The organism is Streptomyces sp. NPDC004561 (genome assembly GCF_053602155.1).
The window spans coordinates 1-20,864 of the sequence record NZ_JBSGDB010000024.1 but is presented as its reverse complement, the minus strand read 5'-3'; the positions used below and the strand labels follow the sequence as shown (position 1 = coordinate 20,864).

At 71.6% G+C, this 20,864-nt stretch carries 15 protein-coding genes, 2 pseudogenes and 1 riboswitch; of the genes and pseudogenes, 2 read left to right on the top strand and 15 right to left on the bottom strand.

Translation table 11 applies throughout. The features are described 5' to 3' along the window. Positions 1-306 precede the first annotated feature (306 nt). Together ACWEN3_RS05565 and ACWEN3_RS05560 are read left to right on the top strand one after the other, a co-directional pair. Positions 307-1,077, top strand: a complete 771-nt coding sequence (locus ACWEN3_RS05565; protein WP_452966017.1) for an ABC transporter ATP-binding protein — start codon at positions 307-309, stop codon at positions 1,075-1,077. Further along, positions 1,077-3,608, top strand: a complete 2,532-nt coding sequence (locus tag ACWEN3_RS05560; RefSeq protein ID WP_452966014.1) for an ABC transporter permease — start codon at positions 1,077-1,079, stop codon at positions 3,606-3,608. Before ACWEN3_RS05565 ends, ACWEN3_RS05560 begins: the two co-directional genes overlap by 1 nt. 65 nt (positions 3,609-3,673) lie before the next feature. Here the strand turns inward: ACWEN3_RS05560 and ACWEN3_RS05555 are convergent, their stop codons facing one another. The 15 genes and pseudogenes from ACWEN3_RS05555 to ACWEN3_RS05485 form a co-directional block, all read right to left on the bottom strand. Further along, entirely contained in the window at positions 3,674-4,972 is a 1,299-nt protein-coding gene (locus tag ACWEN3_RS05555; RefSeq protein WP_452966012.1) for a class I SAM-dependent methyltransferase, read from the bottom strand. Positions 4,973-5,172: 200 nt separating this feature from the next. Continuing rightward, the gene (locus ACWEN3_RS05550; RefSeq protein ID WP_452966010.1) at positions 5,173-6,552 is read right to left on the bottom strand and encodes an NAD(P)/FAD-dependent oxidoreductase; all 1,380 of its coding nucleotides are present in this window, start codon (positions 6,550-6,552) and stop codon (positions 5,173-5,175) included. Between the two features lie 444 nt (positions 6,553-6,996). Further along, positions 6,997-7,962 (bottom strand): Ppx/GppA phosphatase family protein, encoded by a 966-nt coding sequence (locus tag ACWEN3_RS05545; RefSeq protein WP_452966067.1) that lies wholly within the window; start codon positions 7,960-7,962, stop codon positions 6,997-6,999. 204 nt (positions 7,963-8,166) lie between these two features. After that, a pseudogene (locus ACWEN3_RS05540) lies at positions 8,167-8,568 on the bottom strand (DUF501 domain-containing protein); the annotation flags it as partial. A gap of 29 nt (positions 8,569-8,597) precedes the next feature. Then, entirely contained in the window at positions 8,598-9,074 is a 477-nt protein-coding gene (locus ACWEN3_RS05535) for an FtsB family cell division protein (protein ID WP_452966007.1), read from the bottom strand. 102 nt (positions 9,075-9,176) lie between these two features. Then, positions 9,177-10,463, bottom strand: a complete 1,287-nt coding sequence (gene eno / locus ACWEN3_RS05530) for a phosphopyruvate hydratase (protein WP_452966004.1) — start codon at positions 10,461-10,463, stop codon at positions 9,177-9,179. 363 nt (positions 10,464-10,826) lie between these two features. Then, positions 10,827-11,516 (bottom strand): transglycosylase family protein, encoded by a 690-nt coding sequence (locus ACWEN3_RS05525; RefSeq protein WP_452966002.1) that lies wholly within the window; start codon positions 11,514-11,516, stop codon positions 10,827-10,829. Between the two features lie 4 nt (positions 11,517-11,520). Next, positions 11,521-11,693, bottom strand: a riboswitch (cyclic di-AMP (ydaO/yuaA leader). A 183-nt stretch (positions 11,694-11,876) separates the two neighbouring features. Then, positions 11,877-12,947, bottom strand: coding sequence for a transglycosylase family protein (locus ACWEN3_RS05520; RefSeq protein WP_452965999.1), 1,071 nt, complete (start codon positions 12,945-12,947; stop codon positions 11,877-11,879). 201 nt (positions 12,948-13,148) lie between these two features. Continuing rightward, on the bottom strand, positions 13,149-14,420 hold the full coding sequence (locus tag ACWEN3_RS05515) for a cytochrome P450 family protein (protein WP_452965996.1): 1,272 nt from the start codon (positions 14,418-14,420) through the stop codon (positions 13,149-13,151). A gap of 194 nt (positions 14,421-14,614) precedes the next feature. Next, positions 14,615-15,643: a nucleoside triphosphate pyrophosphohydrolase gene (locus tag ACWEN3_RS05510; protein WP_452965993.1), complete on the bottom strand. Its 1,029-nt coding sequence runs from the start codon at positions 15,641-15,643 to the stop codon at positions 14,615-14,617. 100 nt (positions 15,644-15,743) lie between these two features. Further along, positions 15,744-16,397: a SurA N-terminal domain-containing protein gene (locus ACWEN3_RS05505; protein ID WP_452965991.1), complete on the bottom strand. Its 654-nt coding sequence runs from the start codon at positions 16,395-16,397 to the stop codon at positions 15,744-15,746. Between the two features lie 136 nt (positions 16,398-16,533). Next, complete coding sequence (locus ACWEN3_RS05500) at positions 16,534-17,361, bottom strand: glycoside hydrolase domain-containing protein (RefSeq protein ID WP_452965989.1); 828 nt, start codon at positions 17,359-17,361, stop codon at positions 16,534-16,536. A 59-nt stretch (positions 17,362-17,420) separates the two neighbouring features. Then, positions 17,421-18,908 (bottom strand): protein kinase domain-containing protein, encoded by a 1,488-nt coding sequence (locus tag ACWEN3_RS05495; protein ID WP_452966064.1) that lies wholly within the window; start codon positions 18,906-18,908, stop codon positions 17,421-17,423. A 38-nt stretch (positions 18,909-18,946) separates the two neighbouring features. Beyond that, positions 18,947-19,576, bottom strand: coding sequence for a hypothetical protein (locus ACWEN3_RS05490; protein WP_452965986.1), 630 nt, complete (start codon positions 19,574-19,576; stop codon positions 18,947-18,949). Between the two features lie 257 nt (positions 19,577-19,833). After that, positions 19,834-20,864 (bottom strand): annotated as a pseudogene (locus ACWEN3_RS05485) (N-6 DNA methylase); the annotation flags it as partial.

The following is a 20,864-nucleotide window of genomic DNA, read 5'->3' as shown; positions in this document are numbered from 1 at the left end:
AGCCCGCGGAACAAGCCATCCGCACTTGCCAATAGCGTGGCGTGGGGCGCGGGCGCGCGTACGTGAAATGACGGAATTTCACCGTCCGAACGAGGGCGTTCCACCTGTTCTCGACTCCGTTCGACGACGTTCGGCGGCCGCGGTTCCTCAGGGTCGGCCGTCCTCCCCAGGTATGACACGGCGCTCTCTCGTCCGACCGGAGTCGCCCTCGAGAACCGGAACAGCGACTGACTCCACGGGCGCCGCGCGCCGGGACGATGGACAGGTCCCCAGGAACACACGTCGTCCCGACAGGAGCACCGTCCCGTGACCACCACACCCATCGCCGACCGGACCACGGCCGTGGCCGCCAGGGCCACCGAGCTGTCGAAGATCTACGGGCAGGGTGAGACCCGGGTGGTCGCCCTGGACCGGGTCTCCGTCGACTTCCGGCAGGCCGAGTTCACCGCGATCATGGGCCCGTCCGGCTCCGGCAAGTCCACGCTGATGCACTGCGTGGCCGGCCTGGACACCTTCTCCTCCGGGTCGGTGCGCATCGGCGAGACCGAGCTGGGCTCCCTGAAGGACAAGCAGCTCACCCGCCTGCGCCGGGACAAGATCGGCTTCATCTTCCAGGCCTTCAACCTGCTGCCGACGCTGACCGCGCTGGAGAACATCACCCTCCCGATGGACATCGCGGGACGCAAGCCCGACAAGGCCTGGCTGGACCGGGTCATCGAGATGGTCGGCCTGTCCGGGCGGCTCACCCACCGGCCCTCCCAGCTCTCCGGCGGCCAGCAGCAGCGCGTGGCCGTGGCCCGTGCCCTCGCCTCCCGGCCCGAGATCATCTTCGGTGACGAACCGACCGGGAACCTCGACTCGCGCTCCGGCGCCGAGGTGCTCGGCTTCCTGCGCAACTCCGTGCGCGAGCTGGGCCAGACGGTGGTCATGGTGACCCACGACCCGGTCGCCGCCGCCTACGCGGACCGTGTGGTCTTCCTGGCCGACGGGCGGATCGTGGACGAGATGCACGGGCCCACGGCCGACTCCGTCCTCGACACGATGAAGCAGTTCGACGCGAAGGGGCGCACCAGCTGATGTTCCGCACCGCCCTGCGCAACGTCCTCGCGCACAAGGCCCGCCTCCTGATGACCGTGCTCGCCGTCATGCTCGGCGTGGCCTTCGTCTCCGGGACCCTCGTCTTCACCAACACCATCTCCGACGCCTACCAGAAGAGCTCCGCCAAGGGCTTCGACGGCGTCGACGTCGCCGTACAGGCCAAGTACCAGGAGTCCAAGCGCCGGGACCGGGTCGGCAGGACCGCCGACCTGACCCAAGTCATGCTGGACAGGGCCGCGAAGGTCCCCGGCGCCGCCTCCGCCACCGGTGTCGTCAGCGGCTTCACCGCCGTCGCCGACAAGCAGGGCAAGCTCCTCGGCGGCGACTGGCAGTCCACCGGCGGCAACTACTGGGGCACCAAGGACGCCCGGTACCCGCTGGTCAGCGGCCACGCCCCGCACGGCGGCGGAGAGGTGCTGCTCGACTCCCGGACGGCGAAGCGGGCCGGGTACCAGGTCGGCGACACCGTGCGCCTGTCCGTGAACGGCCCGGTCCTCACCCCGACCGTCGCGGGCATCTTCAGCACCGACGACGGCAACGTCGCCGCCGGCGGCAGCCTCGCCCTGTTCGACACCCCGACCGCGCAGAAGCTCTTCGGCAAGAAGGGCACCTACGACGAGATCGACGTCAGGGCCGCGGCCGGCACCAGCCAGTCCGCGCTCAAGGCCGGGCTCGACAAGGCGCTGCCCTCCCGGCTCGTGGAGACCGCCACCGGCAAGCAGCTCGCCGACGACCAGGCCAAGCAGATCGCCGACGGTATGAGCGGCCTGAAGCAGACCCTGCTGGTCTTCGCGGGCATCGCCCTGTTCGTCGGCACGTTCATCATCGCCAACACCTTCACCATGCTGGTCGCCCAGCGCACCAGGGAGCTCGCCCTGCTGCGGGCGGTCGGCGCCTCCCGCCGGCAGGTCACCCGCTCGGTGCTCATCGAGGCGTTCGTGGTCGGCGCGGTCGCGGGCGTCACCGGTCTGGCCGCAGGCATCGGCATCGGCGCGGGCCTGCGCGCGCTGCTCGGCTCCTTCGGCGCGAGCGTGCCCGACGGGCCGCTGGTGATCACGCCGGGCACCGTGGGGGCCGCCCTCGCGGTCGGCGTCCTCATCACCATGCTGGCCGCCTGGCTGCCCGGCCGCCGGGCCGCGAAGATCCCGCCGGTGGCGGCGATGAGCAGCGTGCACGCCCAGGCCACGGCCAAGTCGCTGGTGCTGCGCAACACGCTCGGCGCGCTGTTCGCGGCGGCCGGTGTCGCGGTGATCCTCTCCGCCACCACGATGAACGCCGACTCCGCCGAGGGCCCGATGGGGCTCGGCGCGGTACTGCTGATCATCGGCGTGTTCATCCTGACCCCGCTGCTGTCCCGCCCGCTGATCGCGGCCGCCGCCCCGGTGCTGCGCGCGTTCGGCGTCTCGGGCAAGCTGGCCCGCCAGAACTCGGTGCGCAACCCGCGCCGTACGGCGGCCACCGCCTCGGCGCTGATGATCGGCCTCACGCTGATCACCGGTATGACGGTGATGGCGGGCAGCCTGCAGACGTCCATCGACAAGATGGCCAGCTCGGCGATCCGCGCCGACTACGTGGTCTCGATGGCCAACCGCTTCCCGCTCTCCCCCGAGGTGGCGAGGAAGATCGCCGCCACGGACGGGGTCACCGCCAGCAGCCCGCTGCGCAACGCGGAGTCCCGGATCGACGGCAAGACCGAGTTCCTGACCGGTGTGACCGGTTCGGCCATCGGCAAGCTGACGGACCTGAAGGTCGACGACGGTACCTTCGCGGTGGACGGCACCCGGGTCGTCGTGGACAAGGACCGGGCCAAGGACTACGGCTGGCACGCCGGTTCGCGGTTCACCGTGCACTTCGAGGACGGCAGGGCCGCGAACCTGACCGTGGCCGGCGTCTACGAGGGCAACCAGATGATCAACGGGATCATCCTGGACGACAAGGTCCTCACCCCGCATCTGAGCGACCCGGTCGACATGCAGGTCATGGTCAAGACGGCGGACGGCGCCTCGGCCGCGGTCAAGGACCGGCTGGCGAAGGCCCTCGGCACCAACCCGGCGATCAAGATCCAGGACAAGCAGGACATCTCCAACGACATCGCGAAGATGTTCACCCTGATGCTGAACATGGTCTACGGGCTGCTCGGCATGGCGGTGATCGTCGCGGTCCTCGGTGTGATCAACACCCTGGCGATGTCGGTGTTCGAACGCTCGCAGGAGATCGGCATGCTCCGCGCCATCGGCCTGGACCGCAAGGCGGTCAAGCGGATGGTCCGTCTGGAGTCCCTGGTGATCTCCCTGTTCGGCGGGGTGCTCGGCATCGGTCTGGGCGTGTTCTTCGGCTGGGCGGCCGGGCAGCTCCTCGGCACGAAGATGCCGACGTACGAACTGGTCCTGCCCTGGGGCCGGATGGCGTTCTTCCTGCTCCTCGCGGGGTCGGTCGGCGTCCTGGCGGCCCTGTGGCCGGCCCGGCGCGCGGCCCGGCTGAACATGCTGGCGGCCATCAAGGCCGAGTAGCCGCGAGCGGCCGTACGACGCACCAGGGGGCCCCGTGGCACGGGGCCCCCTTCGTCGTACCGGTGTCAGCCGTTCCAGGTGCGGGTGCGCAGCGACAGTCCGGAGGTGCCCGAGCGCGGGGTGCGGATCGCCAGGACCTGGTTGACGCCGATGCGGTTGTGTTCGAAGGCGAGCGCGCAGGCGGCCATGTACAGCCGCCAGACGCGGGCCCGGCCGGGGCTGGTGAGGCCGACGGCGCGTTCCCAGCCGGCCTCCAGGTTCTCCACCCAGCGGCGCAGGGTGCGGGCGTAGTGCTCGCGGATGGCCTCCACGTCCCGCACCTCGAAGCCGGCGCGCTCCAGCTGGGTGACGGTGGTGCCGATGGGGGCGAGTTCGCCGTCGGGGAAGACGTAGGCGTCGATGAACTGGTCGACCTCGTACGTCGACTCGTCCCGCTCCGGGCGGCGGCCGATCTGGTGGTTGAGGAGCCGGCCGCCGGGCTTCAGCAGGTCGTACAGCCGGCGGGTGTACTCCAGGTAGCGTTCGGCGCCGACGTGCTCGGCCATGCCGATGGAGGAGATCGCGTCGAAGGGGCCGTCCGCGACGTCCCGGTAGTCCTGCACCCGGATCTCCACCAGGTCGGTCAGGCCCTCGTCGGCGACGCGCTTGCGGGCGTAGGCGGCCTGCTCCTGGGAGAGGGTCACCCCGACGACGCTCACGCCGTGCTCACGGGCCGCGTGGACGGCCATCGAGCCCCAGCCGCAGCCGACGTCCAGCAGGCGCTGACCGGCGGTCAGGCCGAGTTTGCGGCAGACGAGTTCGAGCTTGTCGCGCTGGGCGAACTCCAGGCTGTCACCGTTCTCGGCGGCCCCCCAGTAGGCGCAGGAGTACACCATGGAGGGGCCGAGGACGAGCTCGTAGAAGTCGTTGCCGACGTCGTAGTGGTGGCTGATGGCCCGCTTGTCGCTGTTGCGGGTGTGCAGATGGCGGCGCCTGCGGACCTCCTCGCGCGGCGGGGCGGGCGGGATCGGCGGGCCGGCGAGCCGCAGCAGTTCCCGGGCGGCGGCGCGGACCTCGGGGTCGCGCACGGCCTGTACGAGGCCGCGGGCGCCCTCCCCGCGCTCCCAGACGAGCCCGGCCATGGCGTCGAGGGCGGTGTAGAGGTCGCCCTCGATGTCCAGGTCCCCGGCGACCCAGGCGCGGGCGAGGCCCAGTTCGTTCGGTTTGAACAGCATGCGGCGCAGGGCGCGGCGGTTGCGGATGACGAGGGCCGGCGCGCCCGGCGGCCCGGCCTGCGACCCGTCCCAGGCCCGCACCCGCATGGGAAGCGGGGCTCCCAGCATCTGTTCGGCAAGTCTCCTCAGCCGCGACGCGGCGTCGGCCATGGCGCACACCTCCAAGACGACGATCCCGGATGTCCGATCCCCACGTAAACACCGCGCGGCCCTGAGCGCAGTCCCGCAAATGAGTTACAAATGCGCAAAACAGTTGTACTGGCCACACGGATTGGGGGGTCCGGGAACGCCGAAGGACCTCCCGCACCACGGATGGCGGGAGGTCCTTCGGGTCTGTCGGTGACCGGGGGTCAGGAGGCCTTGGCCTTCTCCTCGGTCTTGGCGGCGGCGACCGGCGCCGGCTTGGCGGCCTCGTAGAACTCCTCGCGGGGGTTCTCCATGGCGCCGAGGGAGACGACCTCGCGCTTGAGGAACATGCCGAGGGTCCAGTCGGCGAAGACGCGGATCTTGCGGTTGAAGGTCGGCATCGCCATGCCGTGGTAGCCACGGTGCATGTACCAGGCGAGGCGGCCCTTGAGCTTGATCTTCATCTTGCCCATGACGATCATCGCCACGCCCTTGTGCAGGCCGAGTCCGGCGACCGCACCCTTGTTGGCGTGCTCGTACTCCTTCTGCGGGAAGCCCCGCATACCGGAGATCACGTTGTCGCCGAGCACCTTGGCCTGGCGCAGCGCGTGCTGGGCGTTGGGCGGGCACCAGGCGTTCTCGTTGCCCGCCTTGCGGCCGACGAGGTCCGGGACCTGCGCGTTGTCGCCGGCGGCCCAGATGTAGTCCGTGCCCTTGACCTGGAGGGTCGGCTCGCAGTCGACGTGACCGCGCGGGCCGAGGGGCAGGCCGAAACGGGCGAGGGCCGGGTTCGGCTTGACGCCGGCGGTCCACACGATGGTGTTGGAGTCGACCTCGAGGCCGTTCTTCAGCACCACGTGGCCGTCGACGCAGGAGTCCATGGAGGTGGAGAGGTAGATCTCCACGCCCCGGCTCTCCAGGTGCTCCTTGCCGTACTGGCCGAGCTTCGGGCCGACCTCGGGAAGGATCTTGTCGGCGGCGTCGACGAGCACGAAGCGCATGTCCTCACGGGACACGTTCTTGTAGTACTTGGCGGCGTCCCGGGCCATGTCCTCGACCTCGCCGATGGTCTCCGCGCCCGCGAAGCCACCACCGATGAAGACGAAGGTGAGCGCCTTGCGGCGGATCTCCTCGTCCGTCGTGGAGTCGGCCTTGTCCAGCTGCTCCAGGACGTGGTTGCGCAGGCCGATGGACTCCTCGATGCCCTTCATGCCGATGCCCTGCTCGGCGAGGCCGGGGATCGGGAAGGTGCGGGAGACCGCGCCCATCGCGATGACCAGGTAGTCGAACGGCAGCTCGTACGCCTCGCCCACCAGCGGGGCGATCGTGGCGACCTTGCGGTCCTGGTCGATGGTGGTGACCCGGCCGGTGAGGACCTCCGCCTTCGGCAGCACGCGTCGCAGCGGGACGACGACGTGGCGAGGGGAGATGCTGCCGGCGGCGGCTTCGGGGAGGAAGGGCTGGTAGGTCATGTACGACCGGGGGTCGACGACCGTGACGGTCGCCTCTCCGTAGCGCATCTTCTTGAGGATGCGCCGAGCCGCGTACAGGCCTACGTACCCACCGCCTACTACGAGGATCCTGGGACGCTCCGTGGTGCTCATGCCATCGAGTATCCACCTGCCTGTGGGGGGCTGCTCGTGCGCCCCTTCACAAGGTTCGACAGCCCCTGTGTTAAACTCCGCGACCCCTATGACGCAGGTCATGGGGCCGGGGGTGAACGGCGAGGGGGTTCGCCCCGTTGTCAAGGCCGCGTGAGCAGCCTCTCCGGGTCTCCGGAGCCGCGGTGAGCATCCCGGAACACCCCCGGAACGCACCCCTCCAGGGCGCCCTCACACACCCCATCTGAACATGTTCAAACGCCTCTTGGACCCCCGAAAGGGCCAACCGGCCCCCTTCGGACACCCACAGGGACCCATTTCCTTGTGAAGAACTTCACGAACTTTTCCGCCGGGACGTCACCGAGGGGCCCCGAAGGGCCCCTCGAAGTCGCTCAAACGTTATCCGACCTGCTCAGCCGACGGCTACCGGAGAGTAACAAAAGAGAGCTACGCCACCGACCATGCGATGCCGTCGAGGATGTCGTGCTCGCTGACGACGACCTCCTCGGCACCGGTCCGCTCCATGATCGCGAGCAGTACGAGGGCGCCCGCGCCGATCACGTCGACCCGGCCCGGATGCATGGAACCCACCGCGGCGCGCTCGGCGTGCGTGGAGCGCAGCAGCCACTCGGTGATCTCGCGGACACGGTCGCGGGAGACCCGGGAGTGGTGGATGCGCGCGGAGTCGTACTCGGTCAGCTCCTGGGCGATCGCGGAGACGGTGGTGACCGAACCGGCCAGCCCGACCAGCGTGCGCGCCTCGCGCAGCGGGACGGTCTCCTCCGCGAGGTCCAGGGCGGCCTCGATGTCCGCCCGCATGGCGGCGATCTGCTCCTCGGTGGGCGGGTCGGTGACCTTGCCGCCGTCGTCGCCGTCCACCAGATGCCGTTCCGTCATCCGCACGCAGCCGACGTCCACGGACCGCGCGGCCCGCACGTGGTCCTCGCCGACGACGAACTCCGTGGAACCGCCGCCGATGTCCACCACCAGGTACGGCCTGGCGAGGTCGTCGCGGCCCTTGAGCTCCTTCGTGGCCCCCGTGAAGGAGAACTCGGCCTCCTGGCCGCCGGTGATGACCTCCGGCTCGACCCCGAGGATGTCCATGACCCCGCGCACGAAGTCGTCGCGGTTCTCGGCGTCCCGGGAGGCGGAGGTGGCCACGAACCGCACCTTGGCGGCGCCGAGTTCACGGATCACCCCGGCGTACTCCCGGCACGCGGCGAAGGTCCGCTCCAGCGCCTCGGGCGCCAGCCGGCCTGTGCGGTCCACGTCCTGGCCGAGCCGCACGATCGTCATGCGCCGGTCCAGCTCCAGCAGCTCGCCGGTGGCCGGGTCGACGTCGGCGACCAGCAGCCGGATGGAGTTCGTGCCGCAGTCGACGGCCGCGACCCGGGAGAAGCCCTCGGGGACCATCGGCCGGCCGGCGAAGAAGCCGCTGCGGACCTCGGCCGGGTCCAGGACCGCGCCCTCCTCGCCCGGGTGTTCGTCCGCCGGGTCGGGCGCCACCAGCGGCTGCACGCACGGCCCCTTGCGCCACCACTCCGGCAGCATCGCGATCGCCTCGTCGCCGAGCGGGTTCACCCCCGGCCCCGCGGCCAGCGAGTGGCCGACGAGGACGTGCAGGCACTTCACGCGGTCCGGCATGCCGCCCGCGCTCGGGAAGCCCTCCAGCACCTCGATCTCGTCCCGGCGGCGGATGTAGTCCTCGTGGGCGGCCCGGTAGGCCGCGGCCAGTTCGGGGTCGCTCTGGAGGCGTTCCGTCATCTCCTTCATGACGCCGTTCGCCTCCAGCGTCCCGATCGCCGAGGCGGCGCGCGGGCACGTCAGGTAGTACGTCGTCGGGAAGGGCGTGCCGTCGGGCAGGCGGGGTGCCGTCTCCACGACGTCCGGCTGACCGCAGGGGCAGCGGTGCGCGATGGCCCTCAGGCCCCGTGGCGGGCGGCCGAGCTGCTGCTTGAAGGCTTCGACGTCGGCGTCGGTGGGCTCGCTGCGCGGAGTGGGCGGCGGAGGCGTTTCCATGACTGCTTTTTCGGAGGCTTTCTGTCGGTTCACTGGTCGGAGGCATCGGACTTGTCGACCCCGTCCCAGATGTTCGCGTACCAGGGCCGGTGGGCGGCCCCGAGGTCGGCGCGGGACTGCCGGGCCGCGCCCGGGTCGATGACCACGTACCCGGTCTCACCGGGCATCACGTAGTGCAGGCGCCGCCGGATCTGCTGCTCGGCGTAGGAGTCGTCCTGCCAGCGGGCCTTGAGGTCGCGCAGCTGTTCGACGCGTTCGCGGGCCTGCTCCTGCCGGCGCTGGAGGTCGTCGATCTGGGCGCGCTGGGAGACGAACTGCCGCATCGGGTAGGCGAGCGCGACGACCAGCGAGCACAGCACCAGGGCGAGCAGTGCCGCCCGGCCGGTGAGCCGGGAGCGGCGGGCCTGGCGCTTGGTCTGGGAGCGGTAGACCCGGGCCGCGGTCTGCTCGCCGAGCAGCCGCAGCCTGGTCGCGGTGGAGAAACGGTCCCGGTCCTTGACGGCCATCGGCTCTCCGCCTCCCCTTTCACGTGCGTACGTCCCCGGACACGGTACGGGACCGGGTACGGGGACGTACGTACGACTGGCTAAGACTTGGCCCGGGTGGGCTCAGCCCTTGAAGCGGGGGAACGCGCTGCGGCCGGCGTACACCGCGGCGTCGTCGAGGATCTCCTCGATGCGCAGCAGCTGGTTGTACTTGGCGACGCGCTCGGAGCGGGCCGGGGCGCCGGTCTTGATCTGACCGCAGTTGGTGGCGACGGCCAGGTCGGCGATGGTGACGTCCTCGGTCTCGCCGGAGCGGTGCGACATCATGCACTTGAAGCCGCTGCGCTGGGCCAGCTCGACGGCGTCCAGGGTCTCGGTCAGCGAGCCGATCTGGTTGACCTTGACCAGCAGGGCGTTGGCCGCGCCGTCCTCGATGCCGCGCTGCAGCCGCTCGGGGTTGGTGACGAACAGGTCGTCACCGACCAGCTGGACCTTGTCGCCGAGCTTGTCGGTGATGACCTTCCAACCGGCCCAGTCGTCCTCGAACAGCGGGTCCTCGATGGAGACGAGCGGGTAGGCCGCCACGAGCTCCTCGTAGTACTCCGTCATCTCGGCGGCGGAGCGCTCCTTGCCCTCGAAGAGGTACTTGCCGTCCTTGTAGAACTCGGAGGCGGCCACGTCGAGCGCGAGGGCGATCTGCTCGCCGGGGGCGTAGCCGGCCTCCTTGATCGCCTCGAGGATCAGGTCGAGGGCCTCGCGGTTGGAGCCGAGGTTCGGGGCGAAGCCGCCCTCGTCGCCGAGGCCGGTGGACAGGCCCTTGCTCTTCAGGACCTTCTTCAGCGTGTGGTAGACCTCGGTGCCCCAGCGCAGGGCCTCGGAGAAGGACTCCGCGCCGATCGGGGCGATCATGAACTCCTGGATGTCCACGTTGGAGTCGGCGTGCGAGCCGCCGTTCAGGATGTTCATCATCGGCACCGGCAGCAGGTGCGCGTTGGGGCCGCCCAGGTAGCGGAAGAGCGGCAGGTCGGACGCCTCGGAGGCGGCGTGCGCGACGGCCAGGGAGACGCCGAGGATGGCGTTGGCGCCGAGGGAGCCCTTGTTGTCGGTGGCGTCCAGGTCGAACATGGCCTGGTCGATCAGGCGCTGCTCGGTGGCGTCGTAGCCGACCAGCTCCGGGCCGATCTGCTCGATGACGGCGAGGACGGCCTTCTCGACACCCTTGCCCTGGTAGCGGTTGGGGTCACCGTCGCGCAGCTCGATGGCCTCGAAGGCACCCGTGGAGGCGCCGGACGGGACGGCGGCACGACCCGTGCTGCCGTCGTCGAGGCCGACCTCGACCTCGACCGTGGGGTTGCCTCGGGAGTCCAGGATTTCCCGGGCTACGACGACGTCGATGGACGGCACGAGCATCTCCTTCTTGGATGTGACGCTGGAAGTGCGGGGCGGGCTGCCTTGCGGCGGCGCCTTGCGACTAGAGCCTATCCATCCTGGGGGCGTCGGCCACCGACCGACCGACCCGTGGACGGGGAGGGACACGCAGACGGTACCCATTGTTCACCCACGGAACAAAGGGGGTCGCGGGTGAAGAACGGGGAAAGGGCCGGGGGCTGGCGCCGAGACGGCTCCGGACATGAAGAAACCCCGCCCCGGTGCGTACGGGGGAACACGCACCGGGGCGGGGAGCCCGTGGGGACGGGGGTACGGTCCCTCACTCGGCCCTCAGTGCGCGGGCCTGGTGTGTGAGGGTGCTGCGGGTCCGTCCGGAACCGGATGTCACTTCAGGTGCAGCTGCTGACCCGGGTAGATGAGGTCGGCGTTCTGGACGATGCCCTTGTTCAGCTCGAACAGCTTCTCCCAGCCGCCCTGGACGTGGTGCGCGGCGGCGATGGAGCTGAGGGTGTCACCGGTGACGACCTTGTACTCGCCGTCGCCCTTCTTGACCTTCTTGCCGGTCGGGGTGGTGACGGTCTTGGTCACGCTCGGACGCTTGGCGGAGCGGTTGGCGGCCAGCTTCTCGGTGGAGCGGGTGGCGGTGCCGGCGCTCGACGAGGTGCTCTTCGACGAGGTGGTGGGGGCGGAGCCGTTGTACGGGCTGCTGGACAGGCCCGTGCCGCAGACCGGCCAGGCGCCCTTGCCCTGCGCGGCGAGGACCTTCTCGGCGACGGCTATCTGCTGCGCCTTGCCGGCCTCGTTGGCCTGCGCGGCGTACTGGGTGCCGCCGTACGCGGCCCAGGTGGAGGCCGAGAACTGCAGACCGCCGTAGTAGCCGTTGCCGGTGTTGATGGACCAGTTGCCGCCGGACTCGCACTGGGCGACCGCGTCCCACTGGGAGGCGGTGGCGGCGGAGGCGCTGCCGGCCGCCATCAGCGGGGCGGCGACGACGGCGCCGGTGACACCGGCGAGCGTGACGGCGCGGACGGCCTTGGACGGACGACGGTGCTTGCCCTTGCCGGAAAACAGCATGGATCGATCCCCTCACCGACGCCTGCGAGGTGAGCTGTCGGGTTCGGGCCGGTTGAGTTGCCCGGCCGCACACTCGCTTTCGCGAGGTGCGGCTTCACCCCCAGCCGGTCCGGCGTCAACCACCGGGCCCGGCACTTACCTTGGGTCCCCCGCTCCTGCCCACGGCGCTCGAAGCGACGACTGTTCCCGGGCAGCCGCTGGCAGGATTCGGCGTGTGCGGCAGCCGGGGCTCGTGATGACGAGCGGTCCTGACCGTAGACACGTGATCCGGGGAATTTCAAAGACGATCAGGGCTTCTGAGACTCATCCCACACTTTCCCCGAACCGGACATTAGCCGTGAAACGGGGCGTCAACTCCCGCTACTTTCCACCCTTTTCCACACCCACGTCCAGGGTCTGACCGGCGGAGATGTCGTCGGGGTCGGCGCCGATGGCCTTCTTGTTGGCGTCATAGAGCGCGCGCCATCCGCCGTCGACGCCAAGGGAGTCGGCGATGGAGGCGAGGGTGTCGCCCTCGCGGACGGTGTAGGTGTCCGTCCCGCGGGAGGCGTGCCGGGCCGGCGAGGTGTCGTTCTGACCGTTTGACGTGCTTTCATCCGCACTGCCACCCCGGTGCCGTCCGCCACTGCTGAGCGCGCCGGTGTCGACCAGGCTCCAGGAACCGCCGGTCTGCTGGGAATTGTCCGAGTCGTCGGCCGGCGGGATGGTCGCGGAGGCGTCACCGCTCCCCTGCGGGGTCCCACTGCCGGGCAAGGCGGACTTGTCCGACTTGGGGGCGTTCTGCTCCGGAGTGCCGGTGGTCTTGCCCGGATCCTTGGTGGCGCCCTTGCCGTGGCCGGGGACCGGCGTGGCGGTCGGACCGGAGGAGGGGCCGGTGCCGGTGCCGGTGCCGGAGCCGGAGTTGGCGTCGGAGCCGGAGCCGGAGCCGGAGCCGGACGAAGAGGACGAATTCGACAGGCCGGACGAGTCGGAGTTCTCGTCCGATCCGGACGAGTCACCCGAACCGTGGCCGTGACCGGAGCCGCCGACGCCCGGGTCGACGTGCACGGACGCCGAGTTCGAGGTCAGTCCGGACAGCAGGGCGCAGGTGGCCCAGGGGGTCGTGCCCTTGTCGGCGAGGATCTTCTCGGCGACGGCGATCTGCTGCGAGCGGCTGGCCTGGTCGGCGCTGGACGCGTACTGGGTGCCCCCGTACGCGTTCCAGTCGTCCTGGGATATCTGCAGGCCGCCGAAGTAGCCGTTGCCGGTGTCCGCGCTCCAGGAGCCGCCGCTCTCGCACTCGGCCACCTTGTCCCACGTGGTGCCGTCCGCCGCGTTGGCGCTCGCCGCGCCGAGGAGTGGGATCGCGATGGCGGAGCCGGTGACGCCGGCCGCGACGAGGAGCGCCGGAGCCTGACGGGGGCGACGGTGACGACCGTTCCCGGTGAGCATGCGGAAGCCTTTCGTGCGACAGCAGGACCGGCGCGGCGCATGAAGCTGGGCGCCGCGCTGATGGGTGAACGTATAGGCATACGATCACTTGTCACAAGTTCATGCCGCGCAGATCACGTGAAGATCACATAGTTGAACGCCCGTCATATTGACGGTCCTACGGCTTCCCAGCACCCTTGCCGTCGGCTGCGGCGGGCGGTCTCAGGCGACCGGGGTGAACTCCACGGGCAGGGTACGCAGACCGCGCATGATGAGCCCTCCGCGCCACCGCAGATCGGCCGGATCGGCGGCGAGCCGCAGGTCGGGCAGCCGGGTGAGGAGCGTGGCCAGCGCGGTCTGCCCCTCCAGGCGGGCGAGCGGCGCGCCGAGGCAGTAGTGGATGCCGTGCCCGTAGCCGAGGTGCTGGTTGTCCCGTCTGCCTAGGTCCAGCACGTCCGGGTCGGCGAACCGCTCCGGGTCCCGGTCGGCGGCCGCGAGGACGACGAGCACGGCGTCGCCGGGCGCGATCCGCTGCCCGCCGACGGTGAGCGGTTCGGTGGCGAACCGCCAGGTGGCCAGTTCCACCGGGCCGTCGTAGCGCAGGAGTTCCTCCACGCCGGTCTCCAGGAGGCCGCGGTCGCCGAGGGCGAGGGAGTCCTGCAGACGGTGGCGCTGCCCGGGGTGGGTGAGCAGGGCGTACATGCCGTTGCCGATGAGGTTGACGGTCGTCTCGAAACCGGCGAACAACAGGATGAAGGCCATCGCGGCGGCCTCGTTCTCGGTGAGGTGCTCGCCGTGGTCGGAGGCGCGGATGAGACCGGAGATGAGGTCCTCGCCGGGCGTGGGCTCGGCGGGCAGGGCCTCGCGCTTCCGGTGGATCAGCTCGGCGAGGTAGCCGCGCATCTTCTTCACCGACCGCGCGACCCCGCCCCTGGGCCCGCCCCCGTGCCGGATCATCATGCCCGCCCAGTCCCGGAAGTCGTCCTGGTCCTCGCGCGGGACGCCGAGCAGGTCGCAGATGGCGTAGATGGGCAGCGGGAAGGCGAACTCGTGGATGAGGTCGGCGGAGCCGCCGGCCGCGAACCCGTCGATGAGGTGGTCGGTCAGCTCCCGCACCCGCGGCGCGAACTCGGCGACCCGGCGGGGCGTGAACGCCTTGCTGACCAGCCGGCGCAGCCGGGTGTGGTCCGGCGGGTCGATGTTCAGCAGGTGCGTCATCAGCTCGGCCTTGCGCTCGCCCGGAATGCCGGTCTTGCCCTTGGCGTGCGCGGGCTCGTCGTGATGCGCCGGGTTCTTGCTCAGCCGCTGGTCGGCCAGGGCCTGCTTGGCGTCGGCGTACCGGGTGACGAGCCAGGCCTCGACCCCGCTGGGCAACCGCGTCCGGCGCACGGGCGCGTGCTCACGCAGCCATGCGTAGGCGGGGTAGGGGTCGGCGGCGAACTCCCAGGTGAAGAGGGCGGGGCCGGTGTCGTCGGGACGGAGCTGCTCGGTCACCCCTCGACGGTATCCGCCCGCGCAGACAGCCACCGACCGGGACCTACACGAGCGGACCGGCGGGGGCCGCCGGGTCGGGGGCCAGGGCCGGGTCAGGGTCCGGGCCGGGTCAGGGTCTGGCCCGGGTCAGGGCCGGCAGCCGCTCCGTCGGGACCATTGGGCCCCGAAGTCCACTCCGCGCCCGCAGGGCGCCGCTAGCCGTTCGCCGGGGCGGCTCCCTCTGCTGTGCGTATCGCGTCGCGGTAGGCGCGGGCCGCTGCGCGCAGGGCCGCCTCCGGGTCGATGCCGGCGGCCTCGGCGCGGGCCGCCAGGGTGAGCAGTTCGTAGCCGACGCCCTCTCCCTGCGGCAGCGGGACGTCGAGGCCCGCGGTGCGGACGCGGGAGGCGAGCTTGGCGGCGAGGGCCAGGCCGGGCTGTCCGAGGGGGACGCCCTCCGTGACCGAGGTGCGCCGCTTCTCCTCGGCCTTGGTGCGCAGCCAGTGCTCCTTGACGTCCTCGGGGGTCTCGGCCGTCTCGTCGCCGAAGACATGCGGGTGGCGGTGGATGAGCTTGGCGACGATGCCGCCCGCCACGTCGTCGACGGAGAACGGCGCGTCCGGGTCCTCCTCGGCGATGCGGGAGTGGAAGACGACCTGGAGGAGCACGTCGCCCAGCTCCTCGCGCAGCTCCTCGCGGTCGCCGGCCTCGATCGCCTCGACCAGTTCGTACGCCTCCTCGATGCCGTACTTGGCCAGGCCCTCGTGGGTCTGCCGTGAGGACCAGGGGCACTCGGCGCGGATGCGGTCCATGACCTGGACGAGGTCCAGGAGCCGGGCCCCGGGCAGGTCGTAGGAGGCGGGCAGCAGCTCCAGCTCCGGCATGCGGACGCGCCCGGAGCCGGCCAGCCGGGCCAGGCCGTCGGTGAGGGCGGGCTCCCCCTCACCCGTCGCCACGACCACCACGGTCCGCCCGCCCGCGCAGGCGTCGACCAGCTCCTGCGCGGTGGGGGACGTCTCCACCACAGCCGTCCCGGCCTCCCGCAGATACGGCAGCTGCGGATGGGCGCCGTCCGCGCACAGCACGGCATCGGCGGCGCGCAGGGCCTGCCAGGCGGGCCAGGACAGCAGGCCGGGGGCGACGCGGTGGCTGGTGGTGAGCAGGACGATGCGGCCGGGGCCGGCGGCGGAGGCGGATTCCGCGCCGGTGGGTCCGGAGCCGGCGGCTTCGGGGCTGGATGCGTTCACGGTCCGAACGTAACCCACGGCGGCGGCGAGCGGATTTCGGTTGTCCACAGGCCCGGTGGATCGTGTGATCGTACGACCACCCGGCCTCCCGCCGTACCGCCTACGCCGTCAGCGGCTGTCCGCCCGTCGTCGACGTGACCTCACGCACCCACGGCGTCCTGGCGTCCACCCGGCTGCTCTTCTGCACGTCCCAGGCGCCGTAGCGCGGGTTGAGGGCGATGTCGAGCTCCTCGGACGCCTTGGACAGCGCCTTCCAGAAGGCGGGCTGGGTGGTGTCCGTGCCCAGCGTGGCCGCGAGCTTCTGCGCCTCCAGCTGGAGGCGGAGGTTGTCGTCGAGGCGCACGGGCGCGATGCCGTACTTCTGCAGCCAGGCGGTCTCCAGGCCCTTGGACCCGCCGGCCTGCTGCTCCAGGCCCGCGCGCATCTGCTGGATCTCCTTGCGGTTCACCGTGATGCCCTCGTCCTGCGCGGCCCGGTGCAGCACCCGGTCCAGGACCATGTTGTGCAGGGTGTCGCGGGTGAGGGCGCTGGTGGAGGCGAGAACCTGCTGGTACTGCGTGTCGTCCGGCACCGCGGCCCGCTGGGCCCTGCGGACCTCGTTGACCCGGCTCTCCAGCTGGGCGACGGTGATCCGCTGTCCTCCGACCACGGCGGCCGCGCCCGGGTGCGCGTCGTTTCCGCAGGCGGTCAGGGCGGGTGCCGCGGCGGCGATCGCGGCGGTGAGGACGAGCGCGGTGCGACGGCGGCGGTGCAAGGAAACCTCCAAGGGGAGATTGTGCGACGGTGCACAAGGTCCTGCGGTGATCGATGGTAGGCAGCGGCACTGCTCCGGCCAACCCATTCGACCAACGATTCACCGCGACTTCGGGCACCGCCGCGCCCTCACCCGCTCAGCCCGTGATGGCCACCGGGCCGTCCCACGCGTCACGGTCCACGGTGATCGTGTACCCGCCGCGCGCCTCCTTGCTGTTGACCATGTACTGGTGGCCGCGGCTGTGACCGGTGAACTGGGTGGCGCCCCACGGCCAGTCCGCGGTCGTCGTGTTCTGCTTGTCCCACAGCGCGTACCAGAGGTTGCCCGGCAGGTCCGTCTTGTCGGACGCGGTGGCGACGGCCTTGGCGCTGGAGCTGGTGAAGCCGTAGTAGCCGGTCCGGTACGTCTTGGCGTGCAGGCCCTTGTCGAAGGCGCGCACGTACGTCAGTACGGCGTTGTTGCACGACGTGTTGGTGACGTCGTACGCCTCCATGTCGAGGTAGACCGGGCTGCCCGCCTTCATGCCGAGGGCGGAGGCCTTGGCCACCGCGTCGGCGGCGTCCTTCGCGCCCAGGGAGGCGGCGGTGGAGGCGGTCAGCTTCTCCGGGTTGGAGCCGGACTGGCAGGGCGGCTGGGCGCCGACGTAGATCGGTATGAGCTTCCAGCCGAGCGAGCTGACCGACTTCACCCAGGAGGCGGTGAGGTTGGGCTGGGCGCAGCCGCGGTTGCTGCCGCCCACGTAGACGGCGGCGGCGCCGTAGAAGCCGGTGTGCCACGCCTTCATCGCGGACAGCGAGGGCGCGGCGCAGGTGTCGAACGCGCGGCCGGTGAACGTCTTCTGCGCGGGCCAGACGGTGGCGGCCATGGACGTCTGCGCGGCCAGGCCGGCCGCGGCCACGACGGCGGTCCCCGTCACCGCCCACATGATGTGTCTGCGCTTCTTCGACTGACGATGGCCGGCCATGTCCCCACCCCTGGTGTGTGTCGCCCGATCTTCGATTGATCTTCGGCGAACAGTAAAGCCTATCCGCGCACCTGCCCCAGCCACTGCAGGGTGCGCCGGATGTCCGCGGCCAGGGGGTGGGCCGGGCCGTGCAGCCGCTCCACGTCCATCAGCAGCCGCGCCAGCGTGTCGTGGGCGGCCGGCCGGTCGCCCAGGGCGAGCAGCAGATGGCCGATGCGCCGGCGGACGTCGTGGGCCAGCTGCGGGTCGCCGGAGACGTACTGGTTCTCGTAGTACGGCAGCAGCGCGCGGTACTCGGCGAGCGCCGCCGCCGGTTCGCCCAGCTGCTCCAGGCACTGCGCGGCCTCGTAGCGGAAGCGCAGCGACTGCGGGTCGGCCTGGCCGGCCTCCGTGGCCCGTTCGTCGGCGAGACGGCGCAGTTCGGGCAGTGCGCGCCGGTACTGGCCGTCGTCCATGAGGGTCGCCGCGTACTGCTTGCGCAGGGTGCGCACGACCGGGGAGTGCTCGCCGTGCTGTTCGGCCGCGGCGGGCAGGATCGCGCCCAGGATGTCGACGGCCTGGGTGATGCGCCCCTCCCCCAGCAGGCGTTTGACCTCGTCGACGGCGGCGGCGACATCCGGCTTCCCGGTCACCGGCGGCGCGACGGGGGCGGGCTGGGGCGCGGGCGTGCGCGCCCGGTCCGGCCAGGGGGCGTGCGGACGCAGGAAGGGGCGCGTGGGGTCCAGAGGCGCCCCGGTCGGTGTGCCGCGCGCGGGCAGGAGCGGCGCCAGGTCCTCGTACACCTCCTGCGCGGACGCCGGCCGGTGCTGCGGGTCCTTGGCGAGCAGGCGCAGGACGAGGGCCTCCAGTGCCTCCGGGACCTCGGGGCGGGTCCGGCGCACCGGCAGCGGGGGCTCGTACAGGTGCCGGTGCAGCACTCCGAGCGCCGTGGAGCCCGAGAACGGCACGTCGCCGCTGAGCAGTTCGTGCAGCAGCACCCCGAGCGCGTACAGGTCGGTGTACGGGCCGACCGCGCCGCCCATCGCCTGCTCGGGCGCCATGTAGGCGGGCGAGCCGATCGGGGAGCCGGTGTGGGTGAGGCGGGTGGTGTCCGTGTCCATGACGGAGGCCACGCCCAGATCGAGGACGGTGACCGTGCCGTCCTGCTTGACCATCACGTTCCGGGGCTTCAGGTCGCGATGGATGATCGGCACGGCGTGCACGGCGCTCAGCACGGCGCACAGTTGCGCGGCCACCGCCACCGCCCACTGCCAGGGGTACGGGTCGTGCTCCGCGAGGTGGTCGGCGAGGTCGGCGCCGTCGACGTACTGCATGACGAGGAACAGCTCCTCGCCCTCGCTGCCCGCGTCGTGCACCGTGACCAGCCCGGGGTGGTCGACCTGCGCGGTCACCCGGCACTCGCGCACGAACCGGCGGCGCAGTTCGTCCGCCTCCTGGCCCGCCACCTTGTCGGGGCGCAGCAGCTTCACCGCCACGCGCCGGTCGAGCCGCTGGTCGTACGCCGTCCACACCTGGCCCATGCCGCCCTGGCCGATGAGCGTGGACAGTTCGTAGCGGCCGGCGACGACACGTCCTGTCGCCACGGTCACCTTCCGCCCTCGTGGTGACCCTCATGGTGGCCCTCGTGCCCACCGTCGTGCTTGCGCAGGTAGTCGCTCAGTTCGTCCAGCTCGGCCCGCACCTGGTCGATCCGCGCGGGCGCGGGGCGCTGCGGCGGCAGGGTGGCCGGCGGGGGCTGGGGCACCGGGGTGTGCGGCACGGGGGTCTGGCGTATCGGGGGCGGGGTGTGCGGGCCGACCGGCGCGGTGTACGGGTTCGCGGGCCCCGGGTAGCCGTACGCCGGAGCCGCTCCCTGCGCCGCGTACGCCTGCTGCCGCAGCATGAAGTGGCGGATCTCCGCGGCCAGGTAGTACGCCATCGCGCCCACCAGCGTGCCCAGCAGCAGGAACAGGCCCAGATAGCCGGCGCTCGTGTGGATCTCGTCGCCGGACTCGCTCGCCAGCAGCACGATGCTGAGGATGTCGAGCACCAGCACCGTCACGAACAGCGCCCAGTCCAGGGAGCGGCGCGTGACCGCGGCCAGCCGCAGCGGCATCACCCAGGCCAGGAAGCCGATGCTGAAGAGCCCGAGCGCCACGAAGAGCACGCGCAGGAAGACCAGCCACGCGGTGTGCGGCGGCTGCTTCACCGGCTGTCCGTGGCCGTGGCCTTGCATGGCTGCTCCTGTTGCCTGAAATGGGCGTGCGGGTCCGCCCGGCGTGCCCCGAGGGCGGGGAATGCCGGTGCTGCGATTGTCGCTTCGAGCATATGGCCCGGCACGGACAAGCGGTCCGGCTTGTACCGAACCGTTGTCCGGGCCCCGGCAGGGAGCGTCCGGCCAGTGGTCGGCCGTGGGTCGGCCGGAGGTCGGTCTCGGGGCGGTCGGGGGCCGGTCGAGGGTCGGTCTGCGGCCGGTCGGAGGTCGGTCGGGGGTCAGTCGGGGGCGACCGTGCCGTCGGTGAGGCCGTCGTACATGCCGCGCACGAGGTGCTCCCCGAGCCGGCTCGCGTGGCGCAGGGCCCGCTCGAACTCGTCGAGCGCGCGGAACCGCGCGCCGTAGCGCCGTTGTTCGTCCAGCGGGAGCCGGGGCAGCTGGAGCCGGCGCACGTCCAGGCGGGTCGCGGTGGAGGCGTAGCTGCTGGCCTGCCGGTTGTTGGCCGTACCGCGCAGGAAGCCGGCGAGGAACCACGGGTCGAGCGCTGTGCGGTCGGGGCGCAGGAGCACGAGGTTGCGGCCCAGGGCGGCGCCTCCCGTCGTCTCGTCGATCACGCGCGCCACCGAGCCGCCGCCGAGCACCGGTACGACGATGTCGCCCGGCTCGGTCAGCACGGCCTCCTCGTCGCTCTCGGGGAGCGTGCCCGAGGGCGCCGCGCCGGCGAGGACGTCGTGGTCGGTGAGCACCGGCACGCGCGCGTGGCCGCCGTTTCCGCCGGTGCGCAGCACCAGCGCGCCCCCCCGCGCGTGTTCGCCGATGGTGGTGAGCGGCCAGCGCGCGGGGGCGGCCGGGTCGGCGGGGGGCGGGGTGAGCTCGGTGGTCAGGCGCAGGGTCTCGCCGAGGCGCTCGCGCACCGCCGTGAGCTGCTCCGCGCCGTCGGCCACGGCCGGCGGCGGCAGATGCCGGGCGGGAGCGAGGTCCACGTCGTCGTCGAGGAGTTCGATGACCGGCACGGAACGGACCAGCCCCGGCCGTTCCTCCGGTCGCCCCGCGCGCTCGACGGCCCGCCAGGCGTCCAGTACGGCGTCCCGCACCGCCTCCCAGTCCGGCCCGCCCCGCCCTTCCCCGGCGAACCTCCCCGTGTCCACGAGCAGCACCTCGGGCGTCGCCGGCGTCCGCTCGGGCCGGCGCAGCACCCACACGTGCAGCGGGATGTTGTACGGCGGCGCCGCCCCGACCGGCAGCGCGACGACCGCCCGGAGCGCGCCCCGGCGCAGCAGGTCGGCGCGGATCCGGCGCCCGGAGCGCC

What these genes read in the sequence shown, in the direction of transcription:
- ACWEN3_RS05560 (WP_452966014.1), top strand. Translation starts at nt 1,077, where the DNA reads ATGTTCCGCACCGCCCTGCGCAACGTCCTCGCGCACAAGGCCCGCCTC.
- ACWEN3_RS05555 (WP_452966012.1), bottom strand. Translation starts at nt 4,972, where the DNA reads ATGGCCGACGCCGCGTCGCGGCTGAGGAGACTTGCCGAACAGATGCTG.
- ACWEN3_RS05550 (WP_452966010.1), bottom strand. Translation starts at nt 6,552, where the DNA reads ATGAGCACCACGGAGCGTCCCAGGATCCTCGTAGTAGGCGGTGGGTAC.
- ACWEN3_RS05545 (WP_452966067.1), bottom strand. Translation starts at nt 7,962, where the DNA reads ATGGTCCCCGAGGGCTTCTCCCGGGTCGCGGCCGTCGACTGCGGCACG.
- ACWEN3_RS05535 (WP_452966007.1), bottom strand. Translation starts at nt 9,074, where the DNA reads ATGGCCGTCAAGGACCGGGACCGTTTCTCCACCGCGACCAGGCTGCGG.
- eno (WP_452966004.1), bottom strand. Translation starts at nt 10,463, where the DNA reads ATGCTCGTGCCGTCCATCGACGTCGTCGTAGCCCGGGAAATCCTGGAC.
- ACWEN3_RS05525 (WP_452966002.1), bottom strand. Translation starts at nt 11,516, where the DNA reads ATGCTGTTTTCCGGCAAGGGCAAGCACCGTCGTCCGTCCAAGGCCGTC.
- ACWEN3_RS05520 (WP_452965999.1), bottom strand. Translation starts at nt 12,947, where the DNA reads ATGCTCACCGGGAACGGTCGTCACCGTCGCCCCCGTCAGGCTCCGGCG.
- ACWEN3_RS05500 (WP_452965989.1), bottom strand. Translation starts at nt 17,361, where the DNA reads ATGGCCGGCCATCGTCAGTCGAAGAAGCGCAGACACATCATGTGGGCG.
- ACWEN3_RS05490 (WP_452965986.1), bottom strand. Translation starts at nt 19,576, where the DNA reads ATGCAAGGCCACGGCCACGGACAGCCGGTGAAGCAGCCGCCGCACACC.